Annotated in this window: 15 protein-coding genes and 1 pseudogene; 11 read left to right on the top strand and 5 right to left on the bottom strand. The window is 72.1% G+C overall.

Features of this window, described 5'->3' with window-relative positions:
* The first annotated feature begins 34 nt into the window (after positions 1–34).
* Positions 35–1,588: a glutamine-hydrolyzing GMP synthase gene (gene guaA / locus ACLQ2U_RS24900; protein WP_425753182.1), complete on the top strand. Its 1,554-nt coding sequence runs from the start codon at positions 35–37 to the stop codon at positions 1,586–1,588.
* 7 nt (positions 1,589–1,595) lie between these two features.
* Here the strand turns inward: guaA and ACLQ2U_RS24895 are convergent, their stop codons facing one another.
* Entirely contained in the window at positions 1,596–1,967 is a 372-nt protein-coding gene (locus ACLQ2U_RS24895) for a PspC domain-containing protein (RefSeq protein ID WP_425753180.1), read from the bottom strand.
* Positions 1,968–2,111: 144 nt separating this feature from the next.
* Here ACLQ2U_RS24895 and ACLQ2U_RS24890 point away from each other — a divergent pair, with 144 nt between their 5' ends.
* From ACLQ2U_RS24890 to ACLQ2U_RS24880, 3 genes are all read left to right on the top strand, one after another.
* On the top strand, positions 2,112–3,059 hold the full coding sequence (locus tag ACLQ2U_RS24890) for an NUDIX domain-containing protein (protein ID WP_425753179.1): 948 nt from the start codon (positions 2,112–2,114) through the stop codon (positions 3,057–3,059).
* A gap of 145 nt (positions 3,060–3,204) precedes the next feature.
* Positions 3,205–4,125, top strand: a complete 921-nt coding sequence (locus ACLQ2U_RS24885) for an NUDIX hydrolase (protein WP_425753219.1) — start codon at positions 3,205–3,207, stop codon at positions 4,123–4,125.
* 349 nt (positions 4,126–4,474) lie between these two features.
* On the top strand, positions 4,475–5,413 hold the full coding sequence (locus ACLQ2U_RS24880) for a CDP-alcohol phosphatidyltransferase family protein (protein ID WP_425753178.1): 939 nt from the start codon (positions 4,475–4,477) through the stop codon (positions 5,411–5,413).
* A gap of 61 nt (positions 5,414–5,474) precedes the next feature.
* Here ACLQ2U_RS24880 and ACLQ2U_RS24875 read toward each other — a convergent pair whose 3' ends face one another.
* The 3 genes and pseudogenes from ACLQ2U_RS24875 to ACLQ2U_RS24865 all read right to left on the bottom strand — a co-directional run bounded on the left by ACLQ2U_RS24875 (position 5,475) and on the right by ACLQ2U_RS24865 (position 9,056).
* Positions 5,475–6,722 (bottom strand): phosphatidylserine decarboxylase, encoded by a 1,248-nt coding sequence (locus ACLQ2U_RS24875; protein ID WP_425753177.1) that lies wholly within the window; start codon positions 6,720–6,722, stop codon positions 5,475–5,477.
* 481 nt (positions 6,723–7,203) lie between these two features.
* A pseudogene (locus ACLQ2U_RS24870) lies at positions 7,204–7,464 on the bottom strand (hypothetical protein); the annotation flags it as partial.
* Positions 7,461–9,056, bottom strand: a complete 1,596-nt coding sequence (locus tag ACLQ2U_RS24865) for a PspC domain-containing protein (RefSeq protein WP_425753176.1) — start codon at positions 9,054–9,056, stop codon at positions 7,461–7,463. The pseudogene ACLQ2U_RS24870 and the gene ACLQ2U_RS24865, both read right to left, overlap by 4 nt.
* 198 nt (positions 9,057–9,254) lie before the next feature.
* Between ACLQ2U_RS24865 and ACLQ2U_RS24860 the strand changes: the two genes are divergently transcribed.
* Both ACLQ2U_RS24860 and ACLQ2U_RS24855 read left to right on the top strand, forming a co-directional pair.
* The gene (locus ACLQ2U_RS24860) at positions 9,255–10,493 is read left to right on the top strand and encodes a PspC domain-containing protein (RefSeq protein ID WP_425753175.1); all 1,239 of its coding nucleotides are present in this window, start codon (positions 9,255–9,257) and stop codon (positions 10,491–10,493) included.
* A gap of 1 nt (position 10,494) precedes the next feature.
* Positions 10,495–11,181 (top strand): response regulator, encoded by a 687-nt coding sequence (locus ACLQ2U_RS24855; RefSeq protein ID WP_425753174.1) that lies wholly within the window; start codon positions 10,495–10,497, stop codon positions 11,179–11,181.
* A gap of 33 nt (positions 11,182–11,214) precedes the next feature.
* On the opposite strand, the gene ACLQ2U_RS24850 is transcribed toward ACLQ2U_RS24855, so the two are convergent.
* A complete protein-coding gene (locus ACLQ2U_RS24850; protein WP_425753173.1) occupies positions 11,215–11,949 on the bottom strand; it encodes a PIG-L deacetylase family protein in 735 nt (244 codons plus the stop codon).
* 432 nt (positions 11,950–12,381) lie between these two features.
* Between ACLQ2U_RS24850 and ACLQ2U_RS24845 the strand changes: the two genes are divergently transcribed.
* From ACLQ2U_RS24845 to ACLQ2U_RS24825, 5 genes are all read left to right on the top strand, one after another.
* Complete coding sequence (locus tag ACLQ2U_RS24845) at positions 12,382–14,022, top strand: peptide ABC transporter substrate-binding protein (RefSeq protein ID WP_425753172.1); 1,641 nt, start codon at positions 12,382–12,384, stop codon at positions 14,020–14,022.
* 146 nt (positions 14,023–14,168) lie between these two features.
* Positions 14,169–15,095 carry an ABC transporter permease gene (locus ACLQ2U_RS24840; protein ID WP_425753171.1) on the top strand — a complete coding sequence of 309 codons (927 nt, stop codon included), beginning with the start codon at positions 14,169–14,171 and terminating at the stop codon, positions 15,093–15,095.
* On the top strand, positions 15,088–16,065 hold the full coding sequence (locus ACLQ2U_RS24835) for an ABC transporter permease (protein WP_425753170.1): 978 nt from the start codon (positions 15,088–15,090) through the stop codon (positions 16,063–16,065). Before ACLQ2U_RS24840 ends, ACLQ2U_RS24835 begins: the two co-directional genes overlap by 8 nt.
* A gap of 26 nt (positions 16,066–16,091) precedes the next feature.
* Positions 16,092–17,120 carry an ABC transporter ATP-binding protein gene (locus tag ACLQ2U_RS24830; RefSeq protein WP_425753218.1) on the top strand — a complete coding sequence of 343 codons (1,029 nt, stop codon included), beginning with the start codon at positions 16,092–16,094 and terminating at the stop codon, positions 17,118–17,120.
* Positions 17,113–18,120: an ABC transporter ATP-binding protein gene (locus ACLQ2U_RS24825; protein ID WP_425753169.1), complete on the top strand. Its 1,008-nt coding sequence runs from the start codon at positions 17,113–17,115 to the stop codon at positions 18,118–18,120. The genes ACLQ2U_RS24830 and ACLQ2U_RS24825 overlap by 8 nt, the downstream gene beginning before the upstream one ends.
* The last annotated feature ends 88 nt before the right edge of the window (positions 18,121–18,208 follow it).

Raw genomic sequence — 18,208 nt, 5'->3', positions numbered from 1 at the left:
GGTGTGGCCGCGACTGTCGGTAGGCTTTCTGCACATGAGCACGCCTCGCCCCGTCCTCGTGGTGGACTTCGGAGCCCAGTACGCCCAGCTCATCGCGCGCCGGGTGCGCGAGGCGAAGGTCTACTCGGAGATCGTCCCGCACTCCATGCCGGTCGCCGAGATGGTGGCCAGGAACCCGGCCGCGATCATCCTCTCCGGCGGCCCGTCCAGCGTCTACGCGCCGGACGCCCCGCAGATCGACGCCGGGATGTTCACCTCGGACGTGCCGGTCTTCGGCATCTGCTACGGCTTCCAGGCGATGGCCCAGGCGCTCGGCGGTACCGTCGCGAAGACCGGCAACCGCGAGTACGGCGGCACCCCGCTGCGCGCCCGCGCCGAGGCCGGCGTGCTGCTCCGGGAGTTCCCGGACGACCTGCCGGTCTGGATGAGCCACGGCGACTGCGTGACCGAGGCCCCCGAGGGCTTCACGGTGACCGCTGAGTCGGCGGGCGCCCCGGTGGCCGCGTTCGAGGACCTGGCCGGGCGCCGGGCCGGCGTGCAGTTCCACCCGGAGGTCGGGCACACCGCCCACGGCCAGGAGATGCTCACCCGGTTCCTCTACGACATCGCCGGCATCGAGCCGACCTGGACGCCCGAGAACATCATCGACGAGCAGGTCGCCCGGATCCGGGAGCAGGTTGGTGACAAGGAGGTCATCTGCGGCCTGAGCGGCGGGGTCGACTCCGCCGTCGCCGCCGCACTGGTGCACAAGGCCGTCGGCGACCAGCTGACCTGCGTCTTCGTCGACCACGGCCTGCTCCGCGCCGGCGAGGCCGAGCAGGTGGAGAAGGACTACGTCGCGGCCACCGGCATCAAGCTCAAGGTGGTCGACGCGCAGGCCCGGTTCCTCGGCGCGCTGGCCGGGGTGATTGACCCGGAGCAGAAGCGCAAGATCATCGGGCGGGAGTTCATCCGGGTCTTCGAGGCCGCCGCCCGGGAGATCGCGTCCCACGGCGACGTCGAGTTCCTGGTGCAGGGCACCCTCTACCCGGACGTGGTGGAGTCCGGTGGCGGCACCGGCACCGCCAACATCAAGAGTCACCACAACGTCGGCGGCCTGCCGGAGGACCTGAAGTTCGCCCTGGTCGAGCCGCTGCGCACGCTCTTCAAGGACGAGGTCCGGGCGCTCGGCCTGGAGCTGGGCCTGCCCGAGGCGATGGTCTGGCGGCACCCGTTCCCGGGCCCCGGCCTGGCCATCCGGATCATCGGCGCGGTCGATCGGGAGCGACTCGACCTGCTCCGCAAGGCCGACCTGATCGCCCGGGAGGAGCTGAGCGCCGCCGGCCTGGACCGGGGCGTCTGGCAGTTCCCGGTGGTGCTCCTGGCCGACGTGCGCAGCGTCGGCGTGCAGGGTGACGAGCGCAGTTACGGGCATCCCGTGGTGCTGCGCCCGGTCTCCAGCGAGGACGCGATGACCGCCGACTGGTCCCGGCTGCCCTACGACGTGGTCGCCCGGATCTCCACCCGGATCACCAACGAGGTGGCCGAGGTCAACCGGGTGGTGCTGGACGTGACCAGTAAGCCGCCGGGCACCATCGAGTGGGAGTGACGCCGGGTCACGCGGTGGGCGGCTGCGGCGGGTAGGTCGGCTGCACCGCCGTCGGTCGCTCGCCCTCCGGCGCGTACCCGTCCGGCCGGGCCGTGGGCCCCGGCGTGGCGGTGGTCGGCGGGGTCTGCGCGGCACCCGCCGGGTGCGGCCAGGCGGGGGCGCCCGCCGGCTCCTCCGGCATCAGGAACCACATGATCGGGTACGCCAGCGCGGCGAGACCGCCGGTGACCAGGGTCGCCACCGCGAAGGCCACCCGGACCAGGGTGGGGTCGACGCCGAAGTAGCGGCCGAGGCCGCTGGCGACGCCGGCCACCATCCGGTCGGTGGTGGGGCGGCGGAGCTGCTTGTACGGGGCCTGAGGGCTGTGTGTGGAGGTCATGTCTCGACGTTCCGCGCCGGGCGGCCGGTCGACCTCGGTGACCGCCCGGATCCCTACCCTGACCGATCCCTGACGTGCCAGCAAAGAGTCAGGAATCTGACTCTTTTCGATGCAGGTAACCGGCGCCGGGGAGAATTTCCTCCCGTGACCACCTTGCTGGAGCCGCTCCGCAGGATCGCGGCATACGCAGTCTGTGCTGATTCAGTCGGCCGAGTGTTGCTGGTCCGCGCATCGGAGCGCTCCGGCACCCCCGGCACGTGGTCGTTGCCCGGCGGGGCGGTCGACCACGGCGAGGACCCGCGACACACGGTCGTCCGGGAGACCGCCGCCGAGACGGGCCTGTCGGTCGCCGTCGCCGGGTTGGACGACGTGCTCGCCGACATGCGGGCGCTGCCCGACCGGGGCATCACCATCCACACCGACCGGCTGATCTACCGGGTCTCGGTCCGCGGTGGCATCCTCACCGACCGGATCGACCGCCCGACCGACCTGGCCCGCTGGGTCACGCCGGACGAGGCGAGCCGGATGCCGCTGCGCTCGTTCACCGCCCGGGCGCTGGGCCTGCCCGCCTCCTCGGCCGACGTGGTGCCCGACGAGGCCCCCGACTTCCCCTCGTTCTACGCGGTGCCCGGCCCCGACGGGCTGCACCGCGCGCAGCGCTTCGCGGCGTACGCGGTGGTCACCGATCCGGAGGGGCGGGTGCTGCTCACCCGGATCTCCGAGGGCTACCCGGGAGCCGGCTGCTGGCACCTGCCGGGCGGCGGCACGGACTACGGCGAGCAGCCGGGCGCGGCGCTGATCCGGGAGCTGGTCGAGGAGACCGGGCAGACCGGCCGCCTGGTCGAGCTGCTCGGCGTGGCCAGCCACCGGGACGCCGCCTCGCTCGGTCCGGAGGGCTACCCGATCGACTGGCACGGCGTCCGCGTCTTCTACCGGGTGGTGGTCGACCAGCCGGCCCCGCCCACCGTGGCCGACGTCGGCGGCTCCACCTGCGAGGCCCGCTGGTTCGCCCCGGCCGAGCTCGACGCCCTCCCCGCGGACCGCCTCACCGAGGTGACCGCCGAGGCCGTCCAGGCCGCCCGCCTCACCTGACCCCCTCACCGTCCCCACCTCTCCCTCCCCGCCCGCACCTCCCACCTGCGCGCTTGATCATGAAGTTATTGTCGGGACACGCCGACGTGTCGGGCGATAACTTCATGATCAACCAGTGCGGGTCGGCGGGGCGGGGGAGCGCGGGATGGAGCGGCGGCGCAGGATCGGGGCGTACGGGGTCTGCCGGGACTCCGACGGGCGGGCGCTGCTCGCCCGGGGATCGGCGGCGTGTCCGTTTCCCGGCGTGTGGCAGCTGCCGGGTGGCGGGCTGGAGCACGCGGAGCACCCGGCGCACGCGGTGGTCCGGGAGTTCGCCGAGGAGACCGGCCTGACGGTCGAGGTGACCGGGGTGCGCGCCGCGCTGGCCGACGTGGCCACCTTCCGCGGCGCCGACCACGGCACCGACGTCGCGGTGCACACCGACCGGCTGGTCTTCGACGTCGAGGCGCGCGGCGGCGAGCCGCGCCCGGAGCCGGCCGGCGGCAGCGACGAGCTGGGCTGGTTCACCCCCGACGAGGCGGCGGCGGTGCCACTGATGCCGTTCACCGCCGAGCTGCTCGGCCTGCCGGTCACGCCGCTGCCGGCGGACCTGCCCCGCGCGCTGCCGCCGCCCGCCCCGCCAGCGCCCGACCGCGGCCAGCGCTTCGCCGCGTACGGGCTGGTCACCGACCCCGACGACCGGGTGCTGCTGACGATGATCGCGCCCGGCTACCCGGGGGCCGGTCGATGGCACCTCCCCGGGGGTGGCACGGATCACGGCGAGCAGCCGGACACCGGGCTGCTCCGCGAGCTGGTGGAGGAGTCCGGGCAGCTCGGCCGGGTGGTCGAGCTGTTGACGGTCGACAATCTGCACAACCCGGCCGCGCTCGGTCCGGAGGGCCGACCGATGGACTGGCACGCGGTGCGGGTGGTCTACCGGGTGCGGGTCGACCGGCCCACCGCGGCGGTGGTGACCGAGCAGGCGGGCGGATCGACCGAACGGGCGGCCTGGTTCACGTCCGCCCAGGTCAGAGGCCTGCGGCTGACCGAGGTGGCGGCCCTGGCAACCGGACGCGGAGGCCGATAGCACCCGCTCGCCGGGCCGAGCCCGGCAGGCTCCGGTACGATCGGAAATAGAGGTTGGCGGAGAAAAGGGGCGATGAGGCCCGAGATGGGAACAAGAAAGCGGTTCGCGCGGCTTAAGGGAGATATAAGTACCGCCGGCAGCTATCGCCAACCGCCACTTCCTGTGCAATGGTGTACTCCGCTTGAACGGGCTGCCGGGCCAAGAGCGGTCCGGCACGAGACAGCCGGACACCCGCCCACGAGGGCGGTCAGCCGATCCGGTGATGGAGGAAAACGTGCCGAGAGCCCCATGGCGCCGGCGTCGTACGACTGACAGTCCGCGCCCCGCAGGGCGTCGCTGGGCGGGCCGGTTGCGCCGCAGCAGCACGTTCGCCCGCCAGGTGCTGCTCGTCCGGGTGGGCCGCCGCGACGGCGACCCGCGCCCCGGCACCGACCTGGTGCTCCCCGAGCGCCTCGTCGACCGGCAGCGCCGCCGCTACGGCTTCGACCGCTTCGGCCGGGCCGGGATCGGCTACGAGCGCGCCGAGTTCGAGGCGATCATGCCGGTGAGCCCTGCCGTCGCCCCCACCGCGCCGGTCGACGAGTCGTCGGCGATGTCGATCCCGCTGCTGCCCGGGGAGCGCACCCCGGCGCGCCGGATGAAGTTCGCGCTGGTCAACGCCTGCACCCTGGCCAGCCTGATGCTCGGCATCAACGCCATCTTCGTGGCGATGAACGGCCAGGCGCGGCTCGCCGCGCTCCTCCTGATCGCCTGCGTGGTGTTCGACGGCCTCGACGGCGCGCTCGCCCGCAAGCTCGGCGTGGCCAGCCCGTTCGGCGCACAGATGGACTCGCTGGCCGACATGTGCTCGTTCGGCCTCGCCGCCCCGGTGGTGGTCTACGCCTCGCTCGCCGGGTCGGCCCCCACCCCGGCCGCCGCGGTGGCCGCGGCCCTCGTCGCGGCCTGCGCCGCGATCCGGCTGGCCCGGTTCAACGTCTCGCCCAAGGACGGCCGCTTCTTCTGCGGCGTGCCGACCACCATGGCGGCGGCGGTGCTCGCCCTGACGGTCGCCATCGGGCTGCCGCTGCCGGCCACCGTGCAGATCGCCGGCGTGGCGCTGCTCGCCTTCGCCATGGTCTCCAGCTTTCCGTACGCGAAGCTCGCCCGGCTGGTCAAGCTGCCCCCGTGGCTCTGGCTGGCCCCGGTGGTCGGCGCGCTGGTCGACATCCGGCTCACCTTCGCCCTCGTGGTGGTGGGCTACCTGGTCAGCGGCCCGCTGCTCTGGCTGCACCAGCGCCGTACCGCCTGATCCACCCGCACGTACGCGAAAGGGGCGCCGCAGCCGCGGCGCCCCTTTCGCATGTCCGCCGTCAGCGCCAGCGGGCGATCACCGTGGACCCGCCGACCACCTTGTCGCCGGGGCCGACCAGCGGCTCCGCGGCGTCCGCCGGCAGGTAGACGTCGGTCCGCGAGCCGAACCGGATCAGGCCGAAGCGCTCGCCCCGGGCCAGCAGCGCCCCCACCGGCGCCCGCTGCACGATCCGTCGGGCGATCAGGCCGGTCCGCTGCGCCACCACGACCGTGCCGTGGTCGGTGTCCAGCACGGTGTACGCCGCCACGTTGTGCTCGGCGTCCGGCTTCATTGCGTTGACGAAGCCACCGTCGGCGACGAAGTAGTCGACCACCTTGCCGGCCACCGGCGCCCGGTTGACGTGCACGTCCAGCACCGACAGGAAGACCGCGATCCGCAGCCACTCGCCGTCGCCGAAGCGCTCGTCGTGCAGCCGCTGCACCGACAGCACCTGACCGTCCGCGGCGGCGACCACGGCCGACGGGTCTTCCGGGACGTCCCGCTGCGGGTCCCGGAAGAAGGCGGCCACCGGGGCGGCGGCCAGCGCCGGCACCAGCCAGAGCCGGGACTTGGGCCGGGCCGCCCGGGCCAGCGCGGCCAGGCCCAGGGCGATCCCGGCCGCCGCGACGCCGTTGGAGTCGATGTGCATGCCGCGGGTCAGTGGCACGCTGGACGGCCGGTGCGCCGGGGCCAGCCGGGCGGCCAGCGCGACGTCGGCCGGGGTGAACCGGAGGTGGTGCACCCGGACCGGCGGCTGGTTGCGCAGCACCAGATCGGTGCCGACCCCGTGCAGCACGCCCTGCCGGTCCAGCTCGGCGGCGGCGCCGGCGGTGCGGAAGACCGGCGCGGCGACGCTCAGCACGGAGCCGTCGGTGAGGTACTTGGCCAGGCCGTCGACGGCCGTACGCGCCTCCTCGGCGGTGCCGGTGAACGGCTCGGCCGCGATGACCACCTCGGCGGCGTCGGCCTCGGTGAGGGAGTCGACGACGCGTACCCGGTCGGCGACCCAGCGGCCCAGTGCCGACACGTGCTCGCGCAGCGCCGCGACGCTGGTCGTCCCGGCCGGCACGACGGTGAGCGTGTCGCCGGGGAGCAGCGCGTCGATCGCCGCGGCCAGCACCGCGGACTCCGGGGCCGCGCCGACCAGCAGGGCGGTCTTCGGGTCGTTACGCCGGGCCAGTTCGGTGACGAGGGTTCGGGCGGCACGCTCGCCGATGCGGACCGGACCGGACGGGCCGGGGGTGCGCACGGCGGGGGACTGGGTCATGTCGGACGGGCTCCTGACGGGGTAGAGACGGGCATCGCGGCGGGACCGCCACTCGTGACCTGGTCGGCGTGGCCCCGAGCGACCCGGCGGCGCGGCCGCAGGCGTCACCCGGCGGGACGGGCCGGCCGGCGGAGGCGGGATCTCCACCGGCCAGCATACGAGCCCCCGCGGGGCGCCCGCACCGCCGCGGTCAGGCGGGCGGCCGGTGCTCCCCGGCGGGCGGGCCGGTGACCGGGCCGGCCGGTGGGCGGCCGGGACGGTCCTCGCCGTCCTCCGCCCACGGGTCCGGTGCGTCGGCCGGATGGTCCTGCACGGCGTCGAGCGCCCGGTCGCTGACCGCCCGGGTGGGCCACTCGTCGGCCTCCCCGGCCGGCCGGTACGGCGGTTCCGGGACGACGGTGGGCTCGTCCGGCTCCCAGACCGGGGCGGTCGCCCGCTCCGGGCCCTCGATCCGCAGGTCGGCGGTGTCCGGGCCGTCCCAGCGATAGGCGTCGTCGGTAGGCGGCGCGCTGGCGGGTTCCGGCGCGGCGGCGGCATCGCCGGTCTCCCGGTCGGCGTGCCGGGTCGCGCGCAGCGCGCCCATCAGGCCGAGCAGGCCGATCAGCAGCAGCGCGCCGGCCAGGAACCAGCCGACCGGTGGCAGGGCGAGCCCGAGGATCTGGGCGAGCAGCCACCAGACGGAGAGCCCGAGGAAGAGCAGCCCGAAGACGAGCGAGACGAGATCCGTGCGGTGGACCTTCACCGGGTCACCTCCAGGTTGCCGGCGTTGACGTGGACGTACAGGCGCAGCTTCCCGCCGCCGGCACCGTCCGGGCCGAGGTCGGTGACCTCCCGGGACCGCCCGTTCACCCCGGCCGTGCGCCGGCCGAACACGGTGGCGTCCCCGGCCTTGACGTCGGTCACCGTGGTCACGTCGACGTTCGGTGGCACCACCACGGTCGCCGCACCGAAGTTCACCACCACCGTGATCTCGGTGTCCCGTTGGGCGAAGTTCACCGCGCGCAGGTCCAGGGTGGCGTCGCCGAAGCTGTTCTCGTACCGGGTGGCCAGCTTGCGATAGTCGGCCGGCGACCAGGTCACGGTGCCGTCCACCCCGCGGATCCGGTCGTAGGACTCGGCCACCGTGGCCACGCCCAGCGCCGCGGCGGTCAGCAGGCCCAGGGCGATCAGCCAGCGGGCCCGGCCGAACCAGGTGCCGACCAGCAGCCCGAGGCCGATGGTGGCCAGCGCCGCCGCGAAGTAGCCGGCCGCACCGATCGGGAAGACGTCCAGCAGGTCCAGGACGGCCACCACGCCCAGGGCGAGGAAGATCAGCGAGAAGGTGGCCGGTCCCAGCGCCGACCGTTCGCGCGGCCGTTTCGGCGGCTTGACCGGCGGCGCCGGTGGGGCCGGTGGCGGCGGGTACGCCCCGGCGTAGGGGCCGCGCGGCGCGAACGGCGGCCGGTAGCCGCCGGGCGGCAGCGGCGCGGCCACCGGCGGCGCCGGGGGTACGGAGGCCGACGCGACCGGCGATCCGGCGGCGGGCGGCCAGGCGGGCAGCTCGGCGGTGACCGGCGCGGACGGCGGGTACCCCGGTTCGGTGCTCCCGGCGGTCGCCGGTGACCAGGCCGGCAGCTCGGCCGTGCGGGGCTCGGCCGGCGCGAGGGGTGCGGTCGGGCTGGCCGGCGCCGGGGCGAACAGGCCGGGCGCCGGGTAGCTGACCGGGGGCACCGGTCCGGGCGGGTCGGCCGGTGGCGCGCCCTCCGGCCCGGGGGCGGGCGCCGGCGCGGCGCCGGGCCGACTCTCCCGGTTGAGCAGCAGCGCCCCGCCGATCAGGATCGCGGCGCCGAGCAGCACCGCCCGGAACGCGTCGGTGACGATGTAGCCGAAGCTCACCGCCACCAGGATGCTCAGCACGATCACGGTGACCGGGGACATGCTGGACCGCCCCCGGCCGAGCACCGACTCCAGCGGCGAGGCGCTGTCGCCCTCGCCGGGGATGATCAGCCAGGCGGCCACGTAGACCAGGAGGCCGACACCGCCGAAGAAGCCGAGCACGGCGAGGATCACCCGCCACAGCACCGGGTCGGTGTTGGTGGCCCGACCGATCGCCGCGCAGACCCCGGCCAGGTAGCGGCCGTCGCGTGGGCGGACCAGGCCGTACCGCGAGGTGAAGCTGGCACCGCCGGACGGCGGCGGGGGGTACCCGCCGGCTGGCGGGGGCGGTGGCGCGTCGTCGCCCCCCGTGGGCGACGCCGGCGCCGACCAGGTCGGGCCGGCGGCGGGTGGCGCGGTCCGCGCCCCGCCCGGCTCGGCCGGCCCGGGGCGGGGCGACGGGGCAGCTTCCTCGGTCATGCCTCGATCCTGCTGGGTCGCCGGCCCGAGCGTCCTCAGGACCCGACCCTGACGCCACCCTGAGATCCCGGCGACCCGGATGTCCGGGGCGTCCCCGTGGTCCTCAGGCCCCGCCCCGTGTGACGATCGGACCGGCGGCGGCACGCACCGGTGTCCGCGCCGCACCGCTCGTCACCAGGGGAGCCTCCGATCAGCACCGTGACCCAGCCGCCCCGTCTCTACCGGGCGCCCGAGCACCGGATGGCCGCCGGTGTGGCGGCCGGCATCGCCGACCACCTCGGCATCTCGGTGCTGCGGGTACGGGTCGCCTTCATGGTCCTGCTCGGCCTGAGCGGCCTGGGGCTGCTGCTCTACGCCGCCTTCTGGGCGGTGGTCCCGCTGCGTCCCGGCGACACCGCCACGCCGGCCCGGCGCGACCTCGCCCAGCTGCTGCCGTTCGTGGCGATCGGGCTCGGCGTGCTGCTGGTGCAGGTGATGGTCTTCGACTCGGTCGGTGCGGCCGGCACCGCCGGCTGGCTGGTGGCGATCATCGCGGTCGGCGCCGGGGTGATCTGGCACCAGTCCGCGCCGGAGCGCCGACGGCAGTGGGGCGAGTCGCTGCCCGTGCCGTGGTTGGGCGCCGTGGTCGAGGAGAGCGACCGGCGGGCCTTCGTGCTCCGCTTCGTCGGCGGCGGGGTGCTGGTCGCGGTCGGCATCATCGGGGTCGCGGCGGTCTACTCGCCGGTGCAGAACTTCGACGCGGTGGTCAACGGCGTCATCTTCGCGCTGGTCGGGCTGGCCGGCGTCGGCGTGGTGGCCGCCCCGGTGCTCTGGCGGACCTGGAACCAGCTCCGCTCCGAGCGGGAGGGGCGCATCCGCGAGCAGGAACGCGCCGAGCTGGCGGCGATGGTGCACGACCAGGTGCTGCACACCCTCGCCCTGATCCAGCGCAACGCCAGCGACGTCAAGACGGTGCAGCGGCTGGCCCGTGGCCAGGAACGGTCGCTGCGCAACTGGTTGTACAAGCCCACCGCCTCGCCCGCCGAACGGTTCGCCGCCGCGCTGGAGCAGGCCGCGGCCGAGGTGGAGGACACCTTCGCGATCACCGTCGAGGCGGTGGTGGTGGGCGACCGGGAGACCGATGAGCGGATCGGCGCGCTGGTGGCCGCGACCCGGGAGGCACTGGTCAACGCGGCCCGGCACGCCGAGGTGCAGACCGTGTCGCTCTACGCCGAGGTCGAGCCCGAGCAGGTGAGCGCCTTCGTCCGGGACCGGGGCAAGGGCTTCGATCCGGATACCGTGGAGGATCACCGGCACGGCGTGCGGGGATCGATCGTCGGACGGATGAAACGGCACGGCGGCCGGGCCGAGATCAGGTCCGCGCCGGGTGAGGGAACCGAGGTACGGCTGATCCTGCCGATCAGCGGCAACGGCCCCACGGCGGAAAGGGACAGATGACATGGCGGAGCAGTCGATGGAACCGGTGGAGGGGGCGGGCGCCCGCGCTGAGCGGCTGCGCGTGTTCCTGGTCGACGACCACGCCATGTTCCGGGCGGGCGTACGGGCCGAGCTGGGCGGGCACGTCGAGGTGGTCGGGGAGGCGAGCACGGTGGCCGAGGCGGTCAACCGGATCGCCGCGACCCAGCCCGACGTGGTGCTGCTCGACGTGCACATGCCCGACGGTGGCGGGCGGGCGGTGCTCGACGCGATGCGACGTACCCATCCGCAGGTCAGGTTCCTGGCGCTGAGCGTGTCGGACGCGGCCGAGGACGTGATCGGGCTGATCCGGGCCGGTGCCCGGGGGTACGTCACGAAGACCATCTCCCCGGACGAGCTGACCGCGGCGATCCGCCGGGTGGCCGACGGCGACGCGGTGTTCAGCCCCCGGCTGGCCGGGTTCGTGCTGGACGCCTTCGCGGCCCGGCCGGACGCGCCGGTGGCCGACCCGGAGCTGGACCAGCTCACCAACCGCGAGCGCGAGGTGCTCCGCCTGCTCGCCCGGGGCTACGCGTACAAGGAGATCGCGAAGGAGCTGTTCATCTCGATCAAGACGGTCGAGACGCACGTGTCGAACGTGCTGCGCAAGCTCCAGATGTCCAACCGGTACGAGCTGTCCCGCTGGGCGGCGGACCGCCGCCTGGTCTGAGCCCGCCGCTCAGGGGAGCCGCCCGCCCGGCGGTCACTCGGTACGCAGCACGGTGAACGCCTCTGCCAGCCGGCCCGGCGGCAGTCCGGCGTTGTCGGCGACCGTGGTCAGCCGGTCGCGGACCCAGTTCTCCACGTCCATGTGGCCGGTCTGCGAGCGGTGTGCCCGCATCGCGGCGATCTTGCGTTCGGCGTGCCGGGTGACGTCGACGGCGTGGTCCGGGGCCGGGCCGCCGGCGTACCAGATCTCCCGGACCACCCACGGCTCCAGTCCCTCGGCGAGCAGGTCGGGGTGGAGAAAGGGGTTGCGCGCGTCCGGGTAGACCGCGCAGGTGGTGGCCTCGCCGACGGCGAGGTGGTCCGGGTGGCTCGGCCCGGCGAGGTGCTCCCAGCGGCGCAGCGGCGAGCTGGTCAGCACCCGGTCCGGCCGGAACCGCCGGATGGCGGCGCTGACGTCGCGGCGCAGGTCGAGCGTCGGGGCGACCGTCCCGTCGGTGTAGCCGTCGAGGAAGTGGACCCGGGTCACCCCGACCTCGGCCGCCGCGGCGCGCTGCTCCTCCTCGCGCAGCGGGGGCATCCGCTGGCGCGCGGTGTCGTCGAAGCCGCCGGCGTCGCCGCGGGTGACGATCAGGTACGCGACCTCGACGCCTTCCTCCACCCAGCCGGCGATCGTCCCCGCACAGCCGAAGTCGACATCATCCGGATGGGCAAAAACGGCCAGCGTCCGATGGACGTCGGAGAGGGCCGGAGCGGAGGCAGGGAAGCTCACAAGGCCTCAGCCTACGGTCGCCACAGCGCTCAGGCATCTTGATGTCTTACCTGCTCAGAGGGGTACGACCAGGGCACATCATGATCTTTGCTCAAGTATCGGCAACGCGGCGACCAACTAACGGCTTGATAACGGCACCTTCACGAAACAGGCCGGTGGGTGTCACAGTGGCAGCACCTCACCCCTGGCGCGAGGCACCCCGCACGTCCCGCCGGCCACGGCGCCGCTCCCCTGAGCGGTTCGTGGCCGTCGAGCCTGCGCGGCGTCGAACGCGAGAGGTGGGGTGGCTCGGCGGATCGGTCCCCCTGGGGTGTCCCGATTTCTCTGCGGTAAAACCAGTGACCTGCGACATCGGGGTCACTGGCGGCGTCACCCCCCATACGTCCGTGAAACCCACGACGGAACCAGGCCAGAAAGAGGAGGCCCCTCGGAATGAGAGTCTCGAAGCGGGCGAGCGGCGCGATCGCCGTGGGCGCGGCGTTCGCGCTCATCGCGACCGGCTGCTCCAGCGGCAGCGATGACGGCGGCAGCGCCGGCAGCAGCAGCGACGGCGGCATCGTCATTGAAGGCACCGAGCCGGAGAACCCCCTGGTTCCGGCGAACACCACCGAGACCGGTGGCGGCAAGATCATCGACTGGCTCTTCACCGGCCTGGTGGAGTACCCGAACGACGGTGGCGCGCCGCGTAACGCGCTCGCCGAGTCGATCGACACGGCCGACTCCAAGGTCTACAAGATCAAGATCAAGAAGGACACGAAGTTCCACGACGGCACCGTCGTGAAGGCCAAGAACTTCGTGGACGCCTGGAACTGGGGCGCCTACTCGCCGAACGGCGCGCAGAACGCCAGCTTCTTCGGCGACATCGCGGGCTTCGCGGACGTCAACACCACCGACCCGGACGACGACGGCCCGAAGAAGGCCCCGGAGCCCACGTCGAAGACGATGTCCGGCCTGAAGGTCGTCGACGACTGGAACTTCGAGGTCACGCTCGCCGCGCCGACCGCCGTGTTCCCGACCAAGCTCGGCTACAGCACCTTCATGCCGCTGCCGGACTCGTTCTTCGCGGGCAAGGCGGAGGACTTCGGCAAGAAGCCGGTCGGCAACGGCCCGGTGAAGTTCGTGTCGTGGGAGAACAACGTCGCGATCAAGCTCACCCGCTTCGACGACTACGCCCTGCGCGACAAGATGAAGATCAAGGACGTCAACGTCAAGATCTACCAGGACGACACGGCGGCCTACAACGACCTGGTCTCCGGCAACCTGGACTTCCAGCAGCAGGTTCCGGTCTCCTCGCTGGCCGGTGACAAGTGGAAGTCGGACCTGGGTGACCGGGCGATCTCCTCCACCACGCCGGTGACCGGCATCATCGCCTTCCCGATCTACGACGCCCGCTTCAAGAACCCGAAGCTGCGTAAGGCGATCTCGCTGTCGGTCGACCGCCAGCAGATCACCGACAAGATCTTCTTCGGCAACCGCAAGCCGGCCGACAGCTGGGCCAACCCGCTGACCCCGGGCGCCAAGCCGGGCAACTGCACCGCCTGCAAGTTCGACGTGGCCCAGGCCAAGACGCTGCTCGCCGAGGCCGGTGGCTTCAAGGGCCAGCTGAAGATGTACTACAACGCCGACGCCAGCCACAAGGACTGGATGGAGGCCGTCGCCCAGCAGGTCAAGACCAACCTGAACATCGACGCCGTCGCCGTCGGTGTGCCGACCTTCGCGGTCTTCCGCCAGAACATCAACGCTCACAAGATGGACGGTGCCTACCGCGCCGGCTGGCAGCAGGACTACCCGGACGTCGAGAACTGGGTCAACCCGCTCTACGTGACCGGTGGCTCCTCGAACGACGGTCTGTACAGCAACACGGAGGTCGACGCCCTGGCCAAGGCCGCCAGCGGCGCCCCGAGCATCGACGAGTCGCACGCCAAGTTCGCCGAGGCCGTTGCCAAGATCGACGCGGACGTTCCGACCATGCCGATCTACTTCGGTGGCCAGCAGTCCGGCCACTCGGAGAAGATCAAGAAGATGGAACTGTCCAACGTCGGCGAGCTCGACATCACCTCCGTCGAGCTCTGATCCGAACGGTCTGACCCCGGGTCGGGCTCGCCTACCGGTGAGCCCGACCCGGGGCCGTTCCGCGAGGGGGTGTACAACATTCCCTCGCAACGTTGTCGCCATCCGTGTCGGCCGTCCGACGCGCCCCCTGTCTGGAGGACCACCCCATGGGCCGTTATCTGGTGAGACGGCTGCTCCAACTCGTCCCGGTCTTCATCGGGACGACGTTAATGATCTACGCGCTGGTCTGGGCGGTACCCGGTGACCCGTTCGCCGGCAAGTGCGGTGATCGGGGCTGCCCGGAGAACTACATCGCCATGATGACCGAGAAGTACCAGCTGGATCAGCCGATCTGGGTGCAGTACGCCACGTACATGAAGAACCTCCTGCAAGGGGACTTCGGCTCCACCTGGTCGGGGCGGCCGGTGGGCGAGATCATCGCCACCGCGTACCCGAACACCCTCAAGCTGGCCGCGGTGGCCCTGGCGATCGAGGCGGTCATCGGCCTCACCGCCGGCGTCCTGACCGGCCTGCGCCGCAACGGCTTCCTGGACAACCTGGTCCTGGTCTCCACGCTCTTCCTGATCGCGCTGCCGGTCTTCGTCGTCGGCTTCGTGCTCCAGTGGCTCTTCGGCGTGAAGTGGGGCATCGTCACCCCCACCGTCTCCAACGAGATGCGCCTCTCCGAACTGATCCTCCCAGGCTTCGTGCTAGGTAGCGCGTCGATGGCGTACATCGCCCGGGTGTCGCGCACCAGCATCGCGGAGAACCGCCGGGCGGACTACGTCCGGACCGCGATCGCCAAGGGCCTGCCGATGCGCCGGGTGGTCGGCATCCACCTGCTGCGCAACTCGCTGATCCCGGTGGTGACCCTGCTCGGCACCGACCTCGGCGCCCTGATGGGTGGCGCGATCATCACCGAGGGCATCTTCGGCATCAACGGGATCGGGCGCACCGTCCTCCGGGCGATCGTCACCAAGGAGAGCGCTACGGTTGTCTCCATCGTGGTGGTCCTGGTGCTCGTCTATCTCCTGATGAACCTGCTGGTGGACCTGCTCTACGCCGCCCTGGACCCGAGGATTCGCTATGAGTGACCCGAGTGCCGCTTCGATCGTCAGCACCCCCCGCCCGGAGCAGCCGACCGAGATCGGCGCGCCGACCAACGCCGGCCTGCCGGAGAGCGCCAAGAAGGAGAAGCCCCGCGGCCTGCTCGGCGACGCGTGGCGGGACCTGCGGCGCAAGCCGCTGTTCTGGATCTCCGCCACGTTCATCGTGCTCTTCGTGCTGATGTCGGTCTTCCCGTCGCTGTTCACCTCGGGCGACCCGACCAACGGTGCGCTGGCCCGCAGCCGGGTCGAGCCCTCCGGCGAGGACTGGTTCGGGTTCGACGTGCAGGGCCGGGACGTCTACGCCCGGGTCATCTACGGTGCCAACGCCTCCATCGTGGTGTCGCTGCTCTCCACGATCGGCACCCTGCTGATCGGCGGGACGATGGGCATCATCGCCGGCTACCGGGGCGGTTGGGTCGACGGCCTGCTCTCCCGGATCGCCGACATCTTCTTCGGCCTGCCGTTCGTGCTCGGCGCGATCGTCATCCTGACCACCTTCAACGGTGCCGGGTCCAGCAACAGCGAGTGGAAGATCAAGTTCCTGGTGATCGGTTCGCTGGTCCTGCTGACCTGGCCGGTGGTCATGCGGCTGATGCGGTCCTCGGTGCTCGCCACCAAGGAGGCCGACTACATCGTGGCGGCCCGGGCGATGGGTGCCAGCACCAGCCGGATCATCCTCAAGCACCTGCTGCCGAACTGCCTGGCGCCGCTGCTGGTCTACGGGACGATCATGATCGGCTCGTTCATCGGCGCGGAGGCTACACTCTCCTTCCTGGGCATCGGGCTGAAGAGCCCGGTGGTGTCGTGGGGCATCATGATCAATGAAGCGCAGCAGTACATCCGGGTTTCGCCCTTCCTGCTCTTCTTCCCCTCCGCGTTCCTCGTCACCGCCGTGCTGAGCTTCGTCATGCTCGGTGAGGCGGTCCGCGAGGCCCTCGATCCGAAACTCCGCTAGGGGAGACTGAGTTGTCCGACATTCTCGTGTCCGAGCAGTCCGCGCCCGGCGCCGACGGATCCGGCCGCCCATCCGGCCGGCTGCTCGAGGTCGACGACCTGCGGGTGGAGTTCCGCACCCGCGACGGCGTCGCCAAGGTCATCAACGGGGTCACGTACCACGTCGACGCGGGGGAGACCCTCGCCGTGCTCGGCGAGTCCGGCTCCGGCAAGAGCGTCACCGCGCAGACCATCATGGGCATCCTCGACATGCCGCCCGGGTTCGTCACCGGCGGTCAGGTCCGCTTCCATGGCAAGGACATGCTCAAGATGTCCGCCGAGGAGCGCCGCCGCATCCGCGGCGAGGGCATCGCGATGATCTTCCAGGACTCGCTCTCCGCGTTGAACCCGGTCTTCACCGTCGGGTTCCAGATCGCCGAGCAGTTCCGGATCCGGCGCGGCATGGGCCGCGCCGACGCCAAGAAGCGCGCGATCGAGATGCTCGACCAGGTCAAGATCCCGAACGCCAAGGACCGGTTCAGCAACTACCCGCACCAGTTCTCCGGCGGTATGCGGCAGCGCGCGATGATCGCGATGTCGCTGGCGCTCGACCCGGAGGTGCTGATCGCCGACGAGCCGACCACCGCGCTGGACGTGACCGTGCAGGCCCAGATCATGGACCTGCTCGGCGAGCTCCAGCGGGAGCGGCGGATGGGCCTGATCCTGATCACCCACGACCTCGGCGTGGTCGCCGACGTCGCGGACCGGATCGCGGTCATGTACGCCGGCCGGATCGTCGAGGAAGCCGACGTGTACGACCTGTACGCCAAGCCGGCGCACCCGTACACCCTCGGCCTGCTCGACTCGATCCCGCGGCTGGACGAGAAGGGCCAGCAGCTCCGGACCATCAAGGGACTCCCGCCGAACCTGATGAACATCCCGCCGGGCTGCCCGTTCAACCCGCGCTGCCCGATGGCGCAGCCGGTGTGCCGCGAGAAGGTCCCCCCGCTGCTGCAGATCGGCGCCGGTCGGGCCAGCGCCTGCCACTTCGCCGAGGAGCTGGTGAACCGTGACTGAGAACATCCTCGAAGTACGTGACCTGGTCAAGCACTACCCCGTCACCCAGGGGATCGTGTTCAAGAGGACCATCGGGCAGGTCAAGGCCGTCGACGGCGTCTCGTTCGGCCTGAAGGCCGGCGAGACGCTGGGCGTGGTGGGCGAGTCGGGCTGCGGCAAGTCGACGCTGAGCCGGGTCCTGATGAACCTGGAGAAGCCGACCGCCGGCAGCGTGCACTACAAGGGCCAGGACATCTCCAAGCTCTCCGGTGGCGCGCTGCGCCGGCTGCGCCGGCAGATCCAGCTGGTCATGCAGGACCCGTACACCTCGCTCAACCCGCGGATGACGGTCGGTGACCTGATCGGCGAGCCGTTCGAGATCCACCCGGAGGTGGCGCCGAAGGGCAGCCGCCGGGACAAGGTCAAGGAACTGCTCGACCTGGTGGGCCTCAACCCGGAGCACATCAACCGGTACCCGCACCAGTTCTCCGGCGGTCAGCGGCAGCGCATCGGCATCGCCCGGGCGCTCGCCCTGCGGCCCGAGATCATCATCTGTGACGAGCCCGTCTCGGCCCTGGACGTCTCGATCCAGGCGCAGGTGATGAACCTGCTGGAGAAGCTCCAGTCGGAGCTCGGCCTGTCGTACGTCTTCATCGCCCACGACCTGTCGGTCGTGCGCCACCTCTCCGACCGGGTCGCGGTGATGTACCTGGGCAAGTTGGTGGAGGTCGGCACCGAGGACGAGATCTACGAGCGGCCGACCCACCCGTACACCCAGGCGCTGCTCTCGGCGGTGCCGGTGCCGGACCCGACGCTGCGGAACAACAAGGCGATCATCCGGCTCACCGGTGACGTCCCCTCCCCGGTGAGCCCGCCCTCGGGCTGCCGGTTCCGCACCCGGTGCTGGAAGGCGCAGGACATCTGCGCCCAGGAGCCGCCGCTGCTGCAGATCCGGCGGGGCTCGGACCACCCGAGCGCCTGCCACTTCGCGGAGAAGCGGGAGATCGTCGTCACCCACTAGGTGTGGTCGCGGTCCGGACCGCCTGCCGGCGTCAGCACGACGCCGGCAGGCGGTTTCGCCGTATCCGGGGTCGATCGCGTCGGTGCGG

The sequence above is a fragment of the Micromonospora sp. DT47 genome, from assembly GCF_049844475.1.
Taxonomy (GTDB): domain Bacteria; phylum Actinomycetota; class Actinomycetes; order Mycobacteriales; family Micromonosporaceae; genus Micromonospora.
This window is presented reverse-complemented; position numbering and strand designations above follow the sequence as displayed.